Raw genomic sequence first — 15275 nt, 5'->3', positions numbered from 1 at the left:
AAAACGCCGCCTACGGGAATCTGTGGAGGTGCAGACAAAGACACCGAGGGGCGATTACACAAGCGAAATCTCCCCTGCCTGGATCGCGTAACCGGTAAGTGTTGCTGCCATTCGGGACAGCGGCCCCGGTTGGCAGCCCGCGGCAAAAATGCCGCTGACCGGGCTTGAGTGAAGCGGCGGCAGTGTCGATACACCGGGGCTCGTTTATTGGTATAGCCTGAACGCTGTTGTCGGCAAATCTAGGCCAGTGGCGGCACCCACCAGTAGCGCACGAAGTGGAAGAAGATTGGCGCGGCGAAGCACACCGAGTCGAGGCGGTCGAGCATGCCGCCGTGGCCTTCGATCATGTGGCCCCAATCCTTCACCCCGCGATCGCGCTTGATCGCCGACATCACCAGGCCGCCGGCGAAGCCGAGCAGGTTGACGGTCAAGGCCATCAACGCGGCCTGCCAGAAACTGAAAGGCGTGATCCAGCACAGCATGGCGCCAACCAGGCTGGCCAGGGCTACCCCACCGAGAAAACCTTCGACCGTCTTCGAGGGGGATAGACGCGGAGCGATCTTGTGTTTGCCGAACAGCTTGCCGCAGACGTACTGCAGCACATCGGAGAGCTGCACCACCATGATCAGCCAGGCGATCAGCAACAGGTTGCGTCCCTCATAGCCGGGGATGTCCAGGGTCAGCAGGGCCGGCACCGCCGAGATGCAGTAGACCGCGATCATCAGCCCCCACTGCACCTTGGACGCCCGCTCGAGAAAGCGCGTGGTATCGCCGCCCAGGGAGGCGAGAATCGGCAGCAGGAGAAACAGGTAAACCGGGATGAAGATACTGAACAGGCCGTACCAGTCGACGGCGATCAGCAGGTACTGCATGGGCAAGGCGAAATAGAAGGCGGCCACCAGCGCCGGGTAGTCGCTGCGTCGGGTCGGGGTCAGGGTCATGAATTCGCGCAGGGCGTAGAAGGACACGCAGTAAAACAGCAGGATGACGCCGATATTGCCGAACAGAAAGGCGCAGCCGATCACCAGCACCATCACCCACCAGGCATTGATGCGCGCGTTGAGGTTGTCGATGACCGGATTGGGTCGGTCGCCGCTGCGGCGTTTGAGCAGCCAGCCGATTGCCGAGGCGAGCAGTAACAGGGCGCCGATAGCGGCGAACAGCAGCAGGGTGTTGTGATCCATTTCAAGCCTCCTCGGGCGCCATGGCCAACAGGGCATTACGTGCGCGTTCGAGGAACGCCTGCTTGCTTTCGCTTTCGAGCCACGGCAGCGGGGCACCGAAACTCAGGGTGCACAGCAGTGGCAACGGCAGCGCCCTGCCCTTGGGCATGACCCGGTTGAGGTTGGCGATCCAGACCGGAATCAGCTCGACCTGGGGGCGCGCCTTGGCCAGGTGGTACAGGCCGCTTTTGAATGGCAGCAGGCCGTCTTCCAGATTGCGCGTGCCCTCGGGAAACAGAATCAGCGAGTCGCCGTTATCCAGGGCATCGAGCATGGGCTGCAAGGGGTTGCCCCCCGGCGAACTGCGCTCGCGGTCGATCAAGACACCGTTGAACACCTTGTCGATCAGATAGCGCCGCAGCTTGTCGCGCCGCCAGTAGTCGGCACCGGCTACCGGGCGGGTCGTGCGCCGTAGCTCCTCGGGTAGCGAAGCCCAGAGCAGGACGAAATCGCCATGGCTGCTGTGATTGGCGTAGTACAGCCGTTGCACCGGCTGCGCCGTGCAGCCGAGCCAGAGGGCGCGGGCACCGGTGAGCAGGCGTGCCGTTGAGGTAATGGCAAAAGCGGTCAGGGAAGCGAGCATGGACGGTTCCTTATCCGGTGATGGAAAGCCAGGGCAGGCTGAGCATGATCAGCACAGCCAACAGCAGTTGAGCCAGCAGCCAGACAGCTTGCATGCGCAAGAGTCGCAGCGCGCCGCGGCAGCGTTGATCCCAGGCGCGTGCAGCCTGGTTTGCCGGTTGCAGACCAAGCTGGCCGAGGGCCCGATCGAGATCGAGGGTGCGGCCGTGCAGTTGCGCAACGGAGTCGCCCAGATGCTGAAACAGCTCGGCATCCAGGGCGACACGCACGGCCCAGTACTTCTCGATCAGACCGAGGATGACCAGCAAGGCGCAGAGCAAGGCGCTTAACGGATGTGCTGCTGTGTTCAGCAGCGGGGCCAGGCCGATCAGCAAGGCGAGCAGGGTCAGCCCAGCGGACAGCCAATCCAGCGTTCGCCCCCGGCGCAGGAGGCTGGCCATCAGCTGAAGCTGCATTTCAGTAGCCATGGGTTACCGCCAGTTGATCCTGCGACTGTTGGCGGCTTAGCAGCAGCATGTCGTCGAGTGCTTGCTGGTGGGGCTCGCCCAGGACTAACTGTGGACGCGCCAGACGCAAGCGTTCGATTGCCCCGGGCACATCCTGGCAGCGTCCGCTATGCAGCAGCCAGGCCGCCACTGCAGTAGCGCTGCGCGAATAGCCGAGGGCGCAATAGACCAGCAATGGGCCGTGCTGGCGCAGGGTTTCGATGGCTTGCGCGGCGGCAAGGCAGGTTTGCGCACTGGGCGCAGTCAGGTCGAGCACCGGTAGCGCGCGATAAACCTTGGCTCGAACGGTTGCCGGCAGTTCGGCGCAGAGATCGAGCAGGGCGTTGAACTGGTCAGCCTGCCCGGCGGTGGGAATGCGTCCGAGCCAGACGCCCTCGGCCACTTCATTGGCGTGCGCATGGCGGCCGGTCCACAGCCGCGAGTTGAGCCAGGCGGCGGCCAGATAAGGTGCGAACAACCAGCAGGCGGCGCTGCTCAGGCGGCCTTCGGCATCCTTCTGGAAGCCTTCGGCACCGAACAGGGCATAGTTCAGCGCGACCAGCAGCAAGGAGACGCTCGGCCATAACAACCATAGCCAGGCGCCCGCGAGATTGACCGCCAGCGCCGTAGCCAGGGCAGCGGCAACGCCATAGCACAAAGCCAGCCGCCAGCGTTTGGGGGCGCGTGCCAATTGCCAGCGCTGCAGCGGTTCAGGGCCATCGATGGGCCACAGCCAGACGCATAACCAGCCGACCAGCACCCCGGAGGGGACATCAATGAAATGATGTTGCCAGGTGGTCAGCACCGACAGGCCGATGAGGAAAAACCAGGCATGCAACAGCACTCGCCAGAGCCCGCTGGCGTAGCGGGCGAAGCACACCCAGAGCACCACCAGCAGGGCGATATGCAGGGACGGCGCCTGGTTGAACGGTTTGTCGAAGCCCATCAGCACATCGAACAGACCGCCGAACAGGCCATCCAGCTCGGGGCGCTCGAAGGTGAAGCGCAGCGGCCAGAGCAGGAAAGCCGTGATGCACAGCAGCTGTACGCTCAGCAGGCGCAGGCCATGGCGATCCATTTCCCGCCGTGTAGCCGGCAGCAGAAAGGACAAACCATATAGCAGATCAATCGACCAATAAGGCACGATAGTCCACGGCCATAGCGGTATTTGGCGTTCCCAGGCGAACACCAGGCTACCGACATCCGCCCGCTGCGCGCTTAGCCAGTTGGCCAAGCCGTAACTGGCGAAGAACAGCGGGGCCAATAGCAGCAGCCATAACAGGCCGCGCTGCCACAGCCCCGCTTCGCGACCAAGCGCAACGCCTGCCATCAGGACACCCGTTGCGCCAGGGAGACGCTGAAAATGCCCCATTCATCGATGCGTTGGGTCAATTTGCGAAAACCCGCAGCTTCGACCAGTTGATCCATCTCTGCCTGGCTGCGCCGGCGCATCACCCAGGCTTCGCCGCCGCGGTGGCTGGTCAGGGCGCGGGCGATCAACGCCAACTGCGGGTGCCAGGGTTGTCCGGTGTACAGCAGATAGCCGCCCTCTTCCACGGCGGCCGCCAGCCCGGCCAGGGAGTCGCCGACCAGTTGGTTGCTGGCGAACAGTTCATACAGGCCGGAGACCACCGCCAGGGTCGGCTTGGGCTCGAGTGCGGCCAGGTCGTCGCGGTCGAAGGCGTCGCCTTGGACGAAGCGGGCAATCCCGCCCAGGCCTTTCTGCTCGATCAGCGCGGCACCGTCACGCACGTTGATATCGCTGTAATCGCGCAGCAGGATCGAGTCCGGTTGCTGTTCCATGCCTTCCAGGGCGTCGAGGATGTAGCGGCCATGGCCGGCGGCGATATCGACAATACGCACGGCGCGGCCTTGGGTGCGCAGTTTGCCCATGGCCAGGCGCAGCAGTTCTTCGGCATGCAGTTTGCGCTGGCGGATGCCGCGCCAGCCGATCGAGTTCAGGTAGTTCCGGTCGATCAACCTGCCGATAGCCGACTTGCCGCCGGGTCGATTGCGGTAGACGTAATCGAGGGTACTGCCGGAGTCGAAGCCCGTGCTGAAGCCCAGCTTGAGCCCATCGGCCAGGCGGCTGCCGAATTTGAGGCCGGCACGGGTGGCGCGCCAGTAGAGGTCGCGCAGCGAATTAGGCGGCAGCGGCGCGGCCAGGCTCTCGGCCTCGGCGCAGGTCGCGCCCAGGCGATCGGCATCCAGCAACGAGGGACGCAGAACCGGTTCGGCGAAACAGTGCAGAAGAAAGCGCCGGGCCCGGCTCAGGGCATGGCTACGCTCGCGTTCGCCGAGGGTGTCGTGAAAGAAGCCGGGCAGGATGTGGATTTCCTTGCGCAAACTGCCGAGGCGCTCGAAGAACTGCTGCTGCGGCTGGCGCTGTACCACGAAATCGGCGCCGGAGATCAGCACTTGGGTGGGAATCTGGATCGCCTGGGCGTCGGCCACCACGCGCTCGGCGGCGGCGTACAGGCCGAGCAGCATATTCACCGAGATCGGCCGGGCAATCAGCGGGTCGCCGTCGAACGAGGCGATGCGCTCGGGGTCGTGGCTGAGGTACTTGGCTTTCACATAGCTGTTGACGAAGAAATTGCCGCGCCAGGCGCGCAGCAGTTTCAGCCCGGTTCGGGCAAAGGGCACGTAGAGCTTGACCTTGAACGCCGGTGAGGCCAGTACCAGGGCGCGGATCTGCGGTGCGTAGTCATGGGCCCAGGTGGCAACCAGCACGGCGCCGACGCTCTGCGCGAGCACGGCGAGGTCTTGCTCGAGCAGCCCGTGGCTGGCGACGATGTGTTCGATGAAGGTCTGCACGTCGCGCACGCTGGTGGCGAAACTCGGGCTGTCGCCGCGCGCGCCCGGCGATTGGCCATGACCGCGGGCATCCCAGGCGAAGAAGTCGAAATCGGCCAGATCCAGCTCATCGACCAGATGAGCCATGCGCCCGCCATGCTCGTGACCGCGGTGGAACATCACGATGGCGCGTCGTGCTGCGGTGCTGTCGGTGGCGGCGGGCCAGTGGCGGTAGCGCAGTTCCACGCCGTCATGGGTGGTAAAGCTGAGTTCAAGGGCTTCGCGCATCGAAATGTCCTTATTACGCAACAGAGGTTGCCGCTTCGGCCAGGCCTTGGCGCACGCGGTTATACAGGGTGTAGAGCAGCAGGACGGCCATCAGCGCGAACAGGCCGTTGCTCCAGCTGGCGGGCAGCAGGCCGCTGACCACCCCGGCAGCGACTACGCCGAAGCAGAAGGCGCGGTCGCTCTTGCCCATGGGCCCGTCGTAACGCCGTGACGCTCCGACCATGGGGCCGAGTACGCCGGCGTATTCGCTGATCAGGGCCAGCAGCACCAGCAATACCACCAGCAGAGGCGAGACGCCGGGCAACAGGGCGAAGGGCAGATACAGGGCGCTGTCGGCGATCAGGTCGCAGAGTTCGTTGAGGTAGGCGCCGAGTTTCGATTGCTGGCCGAACTCGCGGGCGAGCATGCCGTCCACCGCGTTGAGCGCCATGCGCAGCAGCATCCACAGGGGGATCAGGGCAAACAGCCAGCGCTGCTGGAAGAGCGCCAGCATGACGCCGAGCAACACGGAAACCACGGCCGCCGCCAGGGTCACCTGATTGGCGCTCACGCCTCTGGCGTAGAGGCGCTTTACGCCGGGGCGCAGCAGGTTCTGGAAGTGTGGTTTGAGTTGGTAAATGGACGGCATCGGCCTGAATTCCCTTTCAGCGCGCTGGAGTGGCCTAGCTTAGCCGCTTTGCCCGCCCCGTTGGCGGCGAAGACTGTGCGCCAGTGCCGGATTAGCTCAACGGGTAAAACTTATACCCAGTCGCCGAGCGTTCCATGCTCAAGACAAAGTGTTTAATAATCAGTTGGTTATATCGAATAAATGGACTTTCTCGATATTTCGCGCACAGGTTATCCACAATTTATGAAAAAACGGCTGGGCTCGGCACGCTGCCAAATCCAGCCGTGTTCTAGACGCTTTCGTGGACGTCGCAGGCGGTATCCTCGGCGGCCAGCGCACCGATGTCGCGTTGTGCCTGGCTGATCCAGGCGAAGGCGCGCTCATTCAACTCGGCAATCGCCCGTGGCCCCGTGCCTTCGGCGTGCATGACCGGGCCTATCACCACCTGAACGGTGCCGGGAGTCTTGCTCCAGCCCTGCTTGGGCCAGAACTCGCCGGCATTGTGCGCAATGGGCAGCACCGGCAGGTCGGCGTTGACCGCCAGGGAGGCGCCGCCACGGGAGAACTTGCCGATCTGGCCGCTGGCAATCCGCGTGCCTTCCGGGAAGATCAGCACCCAGGCGCCCTGCCTCAGGCGCTCGTGACCTTGCTTGGCCAGTTGCTTGAGGGCGGCTTTCGGGTTGCTGCGGTCGATGGCGATGGGTTTGAGCATGGCCATGGCCCAGCCGAAGAACGGCACATAGAGCAGTTCGCGTTTGATCACCTGGCTCAGCGGCTCGAACAGCGCCGAGAGGAAGAAGGTTTCCCAGGTGCTCTGGTGCTTGGCGAGGATCACGCAGGGGCGCCGCGGAATGTTTTCCAGGCCTTTGACCTCGTAGCGGATGCCCAGCACCACCTTGGCCAGCCACACGGCGCAACGGCACCAGGTCTGGTTGACGAAACGGTAGCGCGCCCGAAACGGCAGGAAGGGCGCGACGAACACGCTGAGGATGCACCAGAAACAGGCGCTGACAGACAGCAACAGGTAGAAGAGGAAGGTTCTGATGGTCTGCATTGTCGACATGGGAGCGTTTACCGTCCTGCTGTATTTCAGTGGATAAGTTGGCTGGCGAGCGCCGCCAGATCATCGAACACCAGGGTGCCTGCCGGCAATGCCTGAGCCAGGGTCCGCAGGCCTTTGCCGGTCTTGACCAATACCGGCTGACAATCGACGGCCAGCGCGGCGTTCAGGTCACCGCGGCTGTCACCGACGAACCATACCCCGGCCAGGCTGACGCCGTAATGCGCGGCTATCTGCCGGAGCATACCGGGCTTTGGCTTGCGGCAGTCGCAGCCGTCGTCCGGGCCATGCGGACAATGCACGATCAGGCCCAGTTCGCCGCCCTGCTCGGCCACCAGTTGGCGCAAGCGCGCGTGCATCGCCTCGAGCGCGGCCCGATCGTAATAACCGCGCGCCAGGCCGGACTGGTTGGTGGCCACCGCGACCGTCCAGCCGGCCTTGGACAAGCGCGCGATGGCTTCGATGGCACCGGGCAGCGGAATCCACTCGTCGAGGGTCTTGATATAGGCGTCGGAGTCGTAATTGATCACGCCGTCGCGGTCGAGAATCAGCAGTTTCATGGGACGTCCGTGGCCGGGTGGCGGTGGTGGCCGCCACCCGGCGAAGGTGATGATGGGTGTCGCTAGGCTCAACCCATTTTACGATCAGGCAAGCCTCAGCCCAGCACCGAGATATCGGCGACGCCGAGGAACAGGCCGCGCAGTTTGGCCAGCAACGCATAGCGGTTGGCCCGTACTGCAGGGTCTTCGGCGTTGACCAGCACCGCCTCGAAGAAGGCGTCCACCGGTGCGCGCAAGCCGGCCAGTTGCGCCAGGGCGGCGCTGTACTGACGCGCCTGCGCCAGAGGTTGCACCGCCTGCTCGGCCTGCTGGATGGCGGCGTTGAGGGTGAACTCGCTCGGCGTATCGAACAGGTGCGCCTCGATGCTCGCGGCGACCTGACCCTCGGCCTTGCCCAGCAGATTCGACACGCGCTTGTTGGCGGCGGCCAGGGCCGCAGCTTCAGGCAGGCTGCGGAAGACCTGTACGGCCTGCACGCGCTGGTCGAAGTCCAGCGGCGAGACCGGATTGACCGCCCGCACCGCCTGATAGACGGCGACATCGACGCCTTCGTCTTCATAGCGCGCGCGCAGGCGGTCGAAGATGAAGTCCTGCACCTGGGAGGCCAGATCGCCGGCTTTGACCTTGCCCTCGAACTGTTCGATGGCGAAGGCGATGGTCGCCGCCAGATCCAGCTCCAGGTGTTTCTCGATCAGGATGCGCAGCACGCCCAGGGCGGCCCGGCGCAGGGCATAGGGATCCTTGCTGCCGGTGGGCAGCATGCCGATACCGAAGATGCCGACCAGGGTATCCAGCTTGTCGGCCAGGGCCACCGCGGCGCCGGTCAGGGTGCTCGGCAATTCGGCGCCGGCACCGCGCGGCATGTATTGCTCGTTCAGCGCCAGGGCGACGTCTTGCGCTTCGCCGTCGTGCTTGGCGTAGTAATAGCCGGCGATGCCCTGCATCTCCGGGAACTCGCCGACCATCTCGCTGGCCAGGTCGCACTTGCACAGCAGGCCGGCGCGCGCGGCGCGAGTAGCGTCGCCGCCGATGCGCTGGGCAATGAAGCCGGCCAGGGCGGAAACCCGCTTAGCCTTGTCATAGACCGAGCCGAGCTGGGCCTGGAACACCACGTTGGCCAGGCGCTGGTTGAAGGTCTCGAGCTTGTGCTTCTGATCCTGCTTGAAGAAGAACTCGGCGTCGGTCAGGCGTGGGCGCACCACCTTCTCGTTGCCGGAAATGATCTGCTGCGGATCCTTGCTTTCGATGTTGGCCACGGTGATGAAGCGCGGCAGCAACTTGCCGTCGGCATCGAGCAGGCAGAAGTACTTCTGGTTGTCCTGCATGGTGATGATCAGCGCTTCCTGGGGCACCTCGAGGAAGCGCTCCTCGAAGGAGCAAACCAGCGGCACCGGCCATTCGACCAGGGCGCTGACTTCATCCAGCAGCGCCGGCGGCACTATCGCGCGGCCCTGCTGTTCGACGGCCAGTTGCTCGATGCGCGCGGCGATCTGCGCGCGGCGCTCGGCGAAGTCGGCGATCACATAGGCGCTGCGCAGGTCTTCGGCGTAGTTGGCCGGCGTCGAGATGCGCACTTCCTGGTTGGCGTGGAAGCGGTGGCCGCGCGAGACCCGGCCGGACCTCTGGGCGAGGATTTCGCAATCGATCACCGCATCGCCGAACAACATCACCAGCCACTGGCTCGGGCGGACGAACTCGGTCTTGCGTGCGCCCCAGCGCATGCGCTTGGGAATCGGCAGCTCGTTCAGCGAGGTTTCGACGATGCACGGCAACAGGCCGGCGGCGGCCTGGCCGGGAATGCGCTGGCTGAATCTCAGCTTCGGCCCGCTGCGGTCGATCTCGGCCAGCTCGACGCCACATTTCTTGGCGAAGCCCAGGGCCGCCTGGGTCGGTTTGCCCTCGGCGTCGAACGCCGCTTGCAGCGGCGGCCCGTCGAGGTTCTGGGTGCGATCGGCTTGTTGCTCCTGCAGTTGCTCGATCAACACCGCGAGGCGCCGCGGCGCGGCGTAGTAGCGCACCTGGCCATAGCTCAGGCCGGCGGCCTTCAGGCCTTTTTCGATACCGGCGAGAAAGGCCTCGCCCAGGCTGTTCAGGGATTTCGGCGGCAGCTCTTCGGTGCCCAGTTCTACCAGGAAATCGTGCGCACTCATTCTGCTGCCTCCAGCTTGGCTAAAACTTCATCACGCAGGTCGGGGGCGGCGAGCGGGAAGCCGAGTTTGCGTCGCGCTTGCAGGTAGCTCTGCGCCACCGAACGGGCCAGGGCGCGCACGCGCAGGATGTACTGCTGACGGGCGGTCACCGAGATGGCGCGGCGCGCATCCAGCAGGTTGAAGGTGTGCGAGGCCTTGAGCACCATCTCGTAGGTCGGCAGCGGCAGCTCCAGTTCGATCAGGCGGTTGGCTTCCGACTCGTAGAAATCGAACAGCTCGAACAGCTTGTCGACGTTGGCGTGCTCGAAGTTGTAGGTCGACTGCTCCACCTCGTTCTGGTGGAACACGTCGCCGTAGGTGACCTTGCCGAACTGGCCGTCGGTCCACACCAGGTCGTAGACCGAGTCGACGCCCTGGATGTACATGGCCAGGCGTTCCAGGCCGTAGGTGATCTCGCCGGTCACCGGGTAGCACTCGATGCCGCCGACCTGCTGGAAGTAGGTGAACTGGGTGACTTCCATGCCGTTCAGCCAGATTTCCCAGCCCAGACCCCAGGCGCCGAGGGTCGGCGATTCCCAGTTGTCTTCGACGAAGCGAATGTCGTGCACCAGCGGATCGATGCCGATGGCCTGCAGCGAGCCGAGGTACAGCTCCTGGAAGTTTTCCGGGTTCGGCTTCAAGACTACCTGGAACTGGTAGTAATGCTGCAGGCGGTTGGGGTTCTCGCCATAGCGGCCGTCGGTGGGGCGACGCGAAGGTTGCACGTAGGCGGCGTTCCAGGTCTCCGGACCGATGGCACGCAGGAAAGTGGCAGTGTGGAAGGTGCCGGCGCCCACTTCCATATCGTAAGGCTGCAACACCACACAACCCTGTTCGGCCCAGTATTGTTGCAGGGCGAGGATCAAGTCTTGGAAGGTGCGCACGGCAGGCGTAGTCTGGCTCACGGAAAATTCACCTGTTGGGGCTGCGACAGAAAGGGCGGGAGTATACCCCAATCGACGCGGCCTCCACCGCCCTGGAAGGCCCTATGCCGCGCTGCTTTTGGTGTACCGACGACCCGCTCTATCAGGCCTATCACGATCGGGAATGGGGCGTGCCGCAGCGCGATCCCCAGGCCCTGTTCGAGCTGTTGCTGCTGGAGGGCTTCCAGGCCGGCCTGTCCTGGATCACCGTGCTGAAGAAGCGCGAACGCTACCGCGAGGTGCTGTTCGGCTTCGATCCCCGGCGCCTGGCGGTGATCAGCGATGAGTACCTGGAAGGCCTGATGCAAGACCCCGGCATCATCCGCAATCGCCTGAAACTCAAGGCCGCGCGGCAGAACGCCCAGGCCTGGCTGCGGCTGGAGGATCCAGTGGCGCTGCTCTGGTCGTTCGTCGGCGGCGCGCCCAAGATCAACCACTTCAGCGAGCGCAGCCAGGTGCCGGCCATCACCGAGGAGGCCGAAGCGATGAGCCGCGCGCTGAAGAAGGCCGGCTTCACCTTCGTCGGCCCGACCATCTGCTATGCCTATATGCAGGCCGCGGGCATGGTCATGGATCACACCACCGATTGCGAACGCTATGCCGTGCTGGCCGGGCGTAGGTTGGTCTGACGCTGGACTGTATGCCGGGCCGGCGCTTGGCGCAGGATCAGGGTTACCGCTCGGCGCCTGTGCGATCCGCCAGCCGCGATCTTGGGGGGCGTTGTTCAGCCCAAGCCACTCTTGGTTACACTAGGCGCCTTTTGGCCTTATGGAGTTGCCTGTGGAAAAGCTCAAAGGTGCCTTGGTGGTGGGTTTCTTGCGATTGTTCGCCCTGCTCCCCTGGCGTGCGGTGCAAGGCTTGGGCACGGCCATCGGCTGGTTGATGTGGAAGCTGCCCAATAGCTCGCGCGCGGTGGTACGGATCAATCTGGCCAAGTGCTTCCCCGAACTGAGCGAGGCCGAGCGCGAGCGCCTGGTCGGGCAGAGCCTCAAGGGCATCGGCAAGACATTCACCGAAAGCGCCTGCGCCTGGATCTGGCCGGCACACAAATCCATCGCTCTGATCCGCGAGGTCGAGGGTCTGGAAGTCCTCGAGCAAGCCCTGGCCAGCGGCAAGGGCGTGGTCGGCATCACCAGCCACCTGGGCAACTGGGAAGTGCTCAATCACTTCTACTGCGCGCAGTGCCAACCGATCATTTTCTACCGACCGCCCAAGCTCAAGGCGGTCGACGAGTTGCTGCGCAAGCAGCGGGTGCAGCTGGGCAACCGGGTGGCACCCTCGACCCGCGAAGGCATCCTCAGCGTCATCAAGGAAGTGCGCAAAGGCGGCGTCGTGGGTATTCCCGCCGACCCCGAGCCGAGCCTGTCTTCCGGGGTGTTCGTGCCCTTCCTCGCCACCCAGGCGCTGACCAGCAAGTTCGTCGCCGGCATGCTCGCCGGCGGCAAGGCCCGCGGCGTGTTTCTGCATGCCTTGCGTCTGCAAGATGGCAGCGGTTTCAAGGTGATATTCGAGGCCGTACCGGAGGAGATGTACAGCGAGGATGTGGAGACCGCGGTGGCGGCCATGAGTGCGGTCATCGAAAAATACGTGCGGGCCTACCCGAGCCAGTACATGTGGAGCATGAAGCGCTTCAAGAAGCGCCCGCCAGGCGAGCCGAAGTGGTATTGAGTCGAGGCGCCCAGCCGGCGTCTTTTGCGGATTATTGCCCGGTGGTTAGAGGAATTTGCGCTATTAATCGCAGCTCGCCTGCTAAGGACGATCACGTTTATGCCCAGTCAGCGTCAACATCCACGTACCTTGATGAAGTGCCGGATCAAGATCTGCCACCCGAGTTTCGCTGAAGTGGTGGCGCAGACCCGTGATCTCTCCGATGGCGGCGTCTATGTCAAACACCCGGATCTGCTGGCCCTGTCCCAGGGCACGATAGTCACCGGCCAGGTGCAGGATCTGCCGATCGAGGCGCCGGTGCTGCACATGGAAGTGGTGCGGGTGGATGCCGAGGGGGTCGGGCTGCGCTTTATCGAGCGCTGAGCAGCGCTCCTGACCCGAGAGGAAACCCACCCTGTCGGTCAAGAAATCGCTAAAATGCCGCGTGCGCTGAATTTCCCCCGCCGCCGCAATGGGTTCCCTAACCCCATCTCATTCAAAAAGGACAGGCCATGCCAACGCTCTCCCCGCTGATCCGGCGCCCGGCCCTGGCCGGCCTGATCGCCTTTCACCTGCTGATCATCATTGCCAGCAATTACCTGGTGCAGCTGCCCATGACCCTGTTCGGCTGGCAGACCACCTGGGGGGCGTTCAGCTTTCCGTTTATTTTCCTGGCCACCGACCTCACCGTGCGCCTGCTGGGCAAGGCGTCCGCGCGTCAGGTAATCGCGCGGGTCATGCTGCCCGCCTTGGTCGCCTCTTATGGGGTGTCGGTGCTGTTCCAGAGCGGCAGTTTCGCCGGTGTCAGCGCGCTGCTGGCGTTCAACCTGTTCGTCGCGCGCATCGCTCTGGCCAGCTTTATCGCTTATGGCCTCGGGCAACTGCTGGATATCCAGGTATTCGAGCGCCTGCGCGGCTTGCGTCAATGGTGGGTGGCCCCGGCCGCCTCGACGGTAGTGGGCAACCTGCTGGATACCTTGGCCTTCTTTTCCATCGCCTTCTGGCACAGCAGCGACCCGTTCATGGCCGCGCACTGGGTCGAGATCGCCAGCGTGGATTACGCGATCAAGCTGGCGGTCAGCCTGCTGCTCTTCGTGCCGCTCTACGGCATGCTGCTCAACGCCATCGCCCGGGCCGTGCCCAGGCGCGAGGTGCTGTCTGGCCGGGTTTGATGGGGAGCAGGCCGGGCGATCGACTGCTAGTCGGGCTGCGGCTGGTGTTTGTCCAGCTTGCGCAAAAATACCGTCATTTCCTTTTCCGCCTGCTTGTCGCCATGCGCGCGCGCGGCCTGCAGGCCCTGCTCCCAGGCCTGGCGCGCCGCCAAGGGTTGCGCGGCGGCCAGCCATGCTTTGCCGAGCAGCTTCCAGGCGGCCGAATACTTGGGATCGAACTCGACGCAGCGCTGCAGGTGTTCGGCGGCGCGCGCCGGCTCGCCGGCATCCAGGTAGCCCTTGCCCAGGCCGAAGCGCAACAGGGCGTTGTCCATGCCTTGGGCCAGCATTTTTTCCAGGGATTCGAGCATAAAACCTCCTCCGCTCAGAAAAACGTCAGGCCGACCTGGAACAGCCGCTCGACATCGCGGATGTACTTCTTGTCGACCAGGAACAGGATCACGTGGTCGCCGGATTCGATCACGGTGGTGTCGTGGGCGATCAGCACTTCCTCGGCACGGATGATCGCGCCTATGGTGGTGCCCGGCGGCAGCGGAATGTCCTGGATGGCGCGGCCGACCACCTTGCTCGACTTGGCGTCGCCGTGGGCGATGGCCTCGATCGCTTCGGCGGCGCCGCGGCGCAGCGAGTGCACGCTGACGATATCGCCGCGGCGCACGTGGGTCAGCAGGGCGCCGATGGTGGTCAGCTGCGGGCTGATGGCGATGTCGATCTCGCCGCCCTGAACCAGGTCGACGTAGGCCGGGTTGTTGATGATGCTCATCACCTTGCGTGCGCCGAGGCGCTTGGCCAGCAGCGAAGCCATGATATTGGCCTCGTCGTCGTTGGTCAGGGCGAGGAAGATGTCGGCATCGTTGATGTTCTCCTCGACCAGCAGATCCTTGTCCGAGGCGCTGCCTTGCAGTACCACGGTGCTGTCGAGATTCTCCGACAGGTAACGGCAGCGCGCCGGGTTCATTTCGATGATTTTGACCTGGTAGCGGCTCTCGATGGCCTCGGCCAGGCGCTCGCCGACATGCCCGCCGCCGGCGATGACGATGCGCTTGTAGCTGTCTTCCAGGCGGCGCATTTCGCTCATCACCGCGCGGATATGGCCCTTGGCGGCGATGAAGAACACCTCGTCATCGGCCTCGATCACCGTATCGCCATGGGGAATGATCGGCCGGTTGCGCCGGTAGATCGCCGCCACCCGGGTATCGACGTTGGGCATGTGCTCGCGCAGCTGGCGCAGTTGCTGGCCGACCAGCGGGCCGCCGTAGTAGGCGCGCACGGCCACCAGCTGGGCCTTGCCTTCGGCGAAGTCGATCACCTGCAGGGCGCCGGGGTATTCGATCAGGCGCTTGATGTAGTTGGTCACCAGCTGTTCCGGGCTGATCAGCACGTCGATCGGGATGGCTTCGTTGGTGAACAGGCCGGAGCGGGTCAGGTAAGCCGGCTCGCGCACCCGGGCGATCTTGGTCGGGGTGTGGAACAGGGTGTAGGCCACCTGACAGCCGATCATGTTGACTTCGTCGCTGTTGGTCACCGCGATCAGCATGTCGGCATCGTCCGCGCCGGCCTGGCGCAGGACGGTGGGGAAGGAGCCGCGGCCCTGCACGGTGCGGATGTCCAGGCGGTCGCCGAGGTCGCGCAGGCGGTCGCCGTCGGTGTCGACCACGGTGATGTCGTTGGCCTCGCTGGCCAGGTGTTCGGCCAGGGTGCCGCCGACCTGGCCGGCGCCGAGAATGATGATTTTCAAGCAAT

General features: G+C 64.3%; 16 protein-coding genes. 4 read left to right on the top strand and 12 right to left on the bottom strand.

The features are described from left to right. Nucleotides 1–239 precede the first annotated feature (239 nt). The 10 genes from P8H27_RS08740 to glyQ form a co-directional block, all read right to left on the bottom strand. The gene (locus P8H27_RS08740) at nt 240–1184 is read right to left on the bottom strand and encodes a phosphatidate cytidylyltransferase (RefSeq protein ID WP_289636817.1); all 945 of its coding nucleotides are present in this window, start codon (nt 1182–1184) and stop codon (nt 240–242) included. A 1-nt stretch (nt 1185) separates the two neighbouring features. Beyond that, complete coding sequence (locus P8H27_RS08735; protein WP_289636815.1) at nt 1186–1806, bottom strand: 1-acyl-sn-glycerol-3-phosphate acyltransferase; 621 nt, start codon at nt 1804–1806, stop codon at nt 1186–1188. Between the two features lie 10 nt (nt 1807–1816). Beyond that, nucleotides 1817–2272, bottom strand: a complete 456-nt coding sequence (locus P8H27_RS08730; protein ID WP_289636813.1) for a hypothetical protein — start codon at nt 2270–2272, stop codon at nt 1817–1819. Beyond that, nucleotides 2262–3620, bottom strand: a complete 1359-nt coding sequence (locus P8H27_RS08725) for a phosphatase PAP2/dual specificity phosphatase family protein (protein ID WP_289636811.1) — start codon at nt 3618–3620, stop codon at nt 2262–2264. The genes P8H27_RS08730 and P8H27_RS08725 overlap by 11 nt, the downstream gene beginning before the upstream one ends. Beyond that, a complete protein-coding gene (locus P8H27_RS08720; RefSeq protein ID WP_289636810.1) occupies nt 3620–5374 on the bottom strand; it encodes a bifunctional alpha/beta hydrolase/class I SAM-dependent methyltransferase in 1755 nt (584 codons plus the stop codon). The genes P8H27_RS08725 and P8H27_RS08720 overlap by 1 nt, the downstream gene beginning before the upstream one ends. A 13-nt stretch (nt 5375–5387) precedes the next feature. Next, nucleotides 5388–6002, bottom strand: a complete 615-nt coding sequence (locus tag P8H27_RS08715) for a CDP-alcohol phosphatidyltransferase family protein (RefSeq protein WP_289636809.1) — start codon at nt 6000–6002, stop codon at nt 5388–5390. Nucleotides 6003–6270: 268 nt separating this feature from the next. After that, nucleotides 6271–7044: a 1-acyl-sn-glycerol-3-phosphate acyltransferase gene (locus P8H27_RS08710; protein ID WP_289636808.1), complete on the bottom strand. Its 774-nt coding sequence runs from the start codon at nt 7042–7044 to the stop codon at nt 6271–6273. A 26-nt stretch (nt 7045–7070) separates the two neighbouring features. Then, nucleotides 7071–7601, bottom strand: a complete 531-nt coding sequence (gene gmhB, locus P8H27_RS08705) for a D-glycero-beta-D-manno-heptose 1,7-bisphosphate 7-phosphatase (protein ID WP_289636807.1) — start codon at nt 7599–7601, stop codon at nt 7071–7073. Nucleotides 7602–7696: 95 nt separating this feature from the next. Continuing rightward, nucleotides 7697–9751, bottom strand: a complete 2055-nt coding sequence (gene glyS, locus P8H27_RS08700; protein ID WP_289636806.1) for a glycine--tRNA ligase subunit beta — start codon at nt 9749–9751, stop codon at nt 7697–7699. Next, nucleotides 9748–10695, bottom strand: a complete 948-nt coding sequence (glyQ, locus tag P8H27_RS08695; protein WP_289636805.1) for a glycine--tRNA ligase subunit alpha — start codon at nt 10693–10695, stop codon at nt 9748–9750. The genes glyS and glyQ overlap by 4 nt, the downstream gene beginning before the upstream one ends. An 83-nt stretch (nt 10696–10778) precedes the next feature. On the opposite strand from glyQ, the gene P8H27_RS08690 reads away from it, so the two are divergent. From P8H27_RS08690 to P8H27_RS08675, 4 genes are all read left to right on the top strand, one after another. After that, complete coding sequence (locus P8H27_RS08690) at nt 10779–11342, top strand: DNA-3-methyladenine glycosylase I (protein WP_289636804.1); 564 nt, start codon at nt 10779–10781, stop codon at nt 11340–11342. Nucleotides 11343–11493: 151 nt separating this feature from the next. Then, entirely contained in the window at nt 11494–12381 is an 888-nt protein-coding gene (locus P8H27_RS08685; protein ID WP_289636802.1) for a lysophospholipid acyltransferase, read from the top strand. Between the two features lie 99 nt (nt 12382–12480). Continuing rightward, nucleotides 12481–12744 (top strand): PilZ domain-containing protein, encoded by a 264-nt coding sequence (locus tag P8H27_RS08680; protein ID WP_289636800.1) that lies wholly within the window; start codon nt 12481–12483, stop codon nt 12742–12744. Nucleotides 12745–12872: 128 nt separating this feature from the next. Beyond that, nucleotides 12873–13532 carry a 7-cyano-7-deazaguanine/7-aminomethyl-7-deazaguanine transporter gene (locus P8H27_RS08675; protein WP_289636798.1) on the top strand — a complete coding sequence of 220 codons (660 nt, stop codon included), beginning with the start codon at nt 12873–12875 and terminating at the stop codon, nt 13530–13532. Nucleotides 13533–13558: 26 nt separating this feature from the next. On the opposite strand, the gene P8H27_RS08670 is transcribed toward P8H27_RS08675, so the two are convergent. Together P8H27_RS08670 and trkA are read right to left on the bottom strand one after the other, a co-directional pair. Then, complete coding sequence (locus tag P8H27_RS08670; RefSeq protein WP_289636796.1) at nt 13559–13882, bottom strand: tetratricopeptide repeat protein; 324 nt, start codon at nt 13880–13882, stop codon at nt 13559–13561. A gap of 14 nt (nt 13883–13896) precedes the next feature. Then, nucleotides 13897–15270, bottom strand: a complete 1374-nt coding sequence (gene trkA / locus P8H27_RS08665; protein ID WP_289636795.1) for a Trk system potassium transporter TrkA — start codon at nt 15268–15270, stop codon at nt 13897–13899. Nucleotides 15271–15275: the final 5 nt, after the last annotated feature.

It is taken from the genome of Pseudomonas sp. sp1636, assembly GCF_030376615.1.
Lineage (GTDB): Bacteria > Pseudomonadota > Gammaproteobacteria > Pseudomonadales > Pseudomonadaceae > Aquipseudomonas.
The sequence above is the reverse complement of the archived record's forward strand: the minus strand, read 5'-3'. Positions and strand labels throughout refer to the sequence as shown.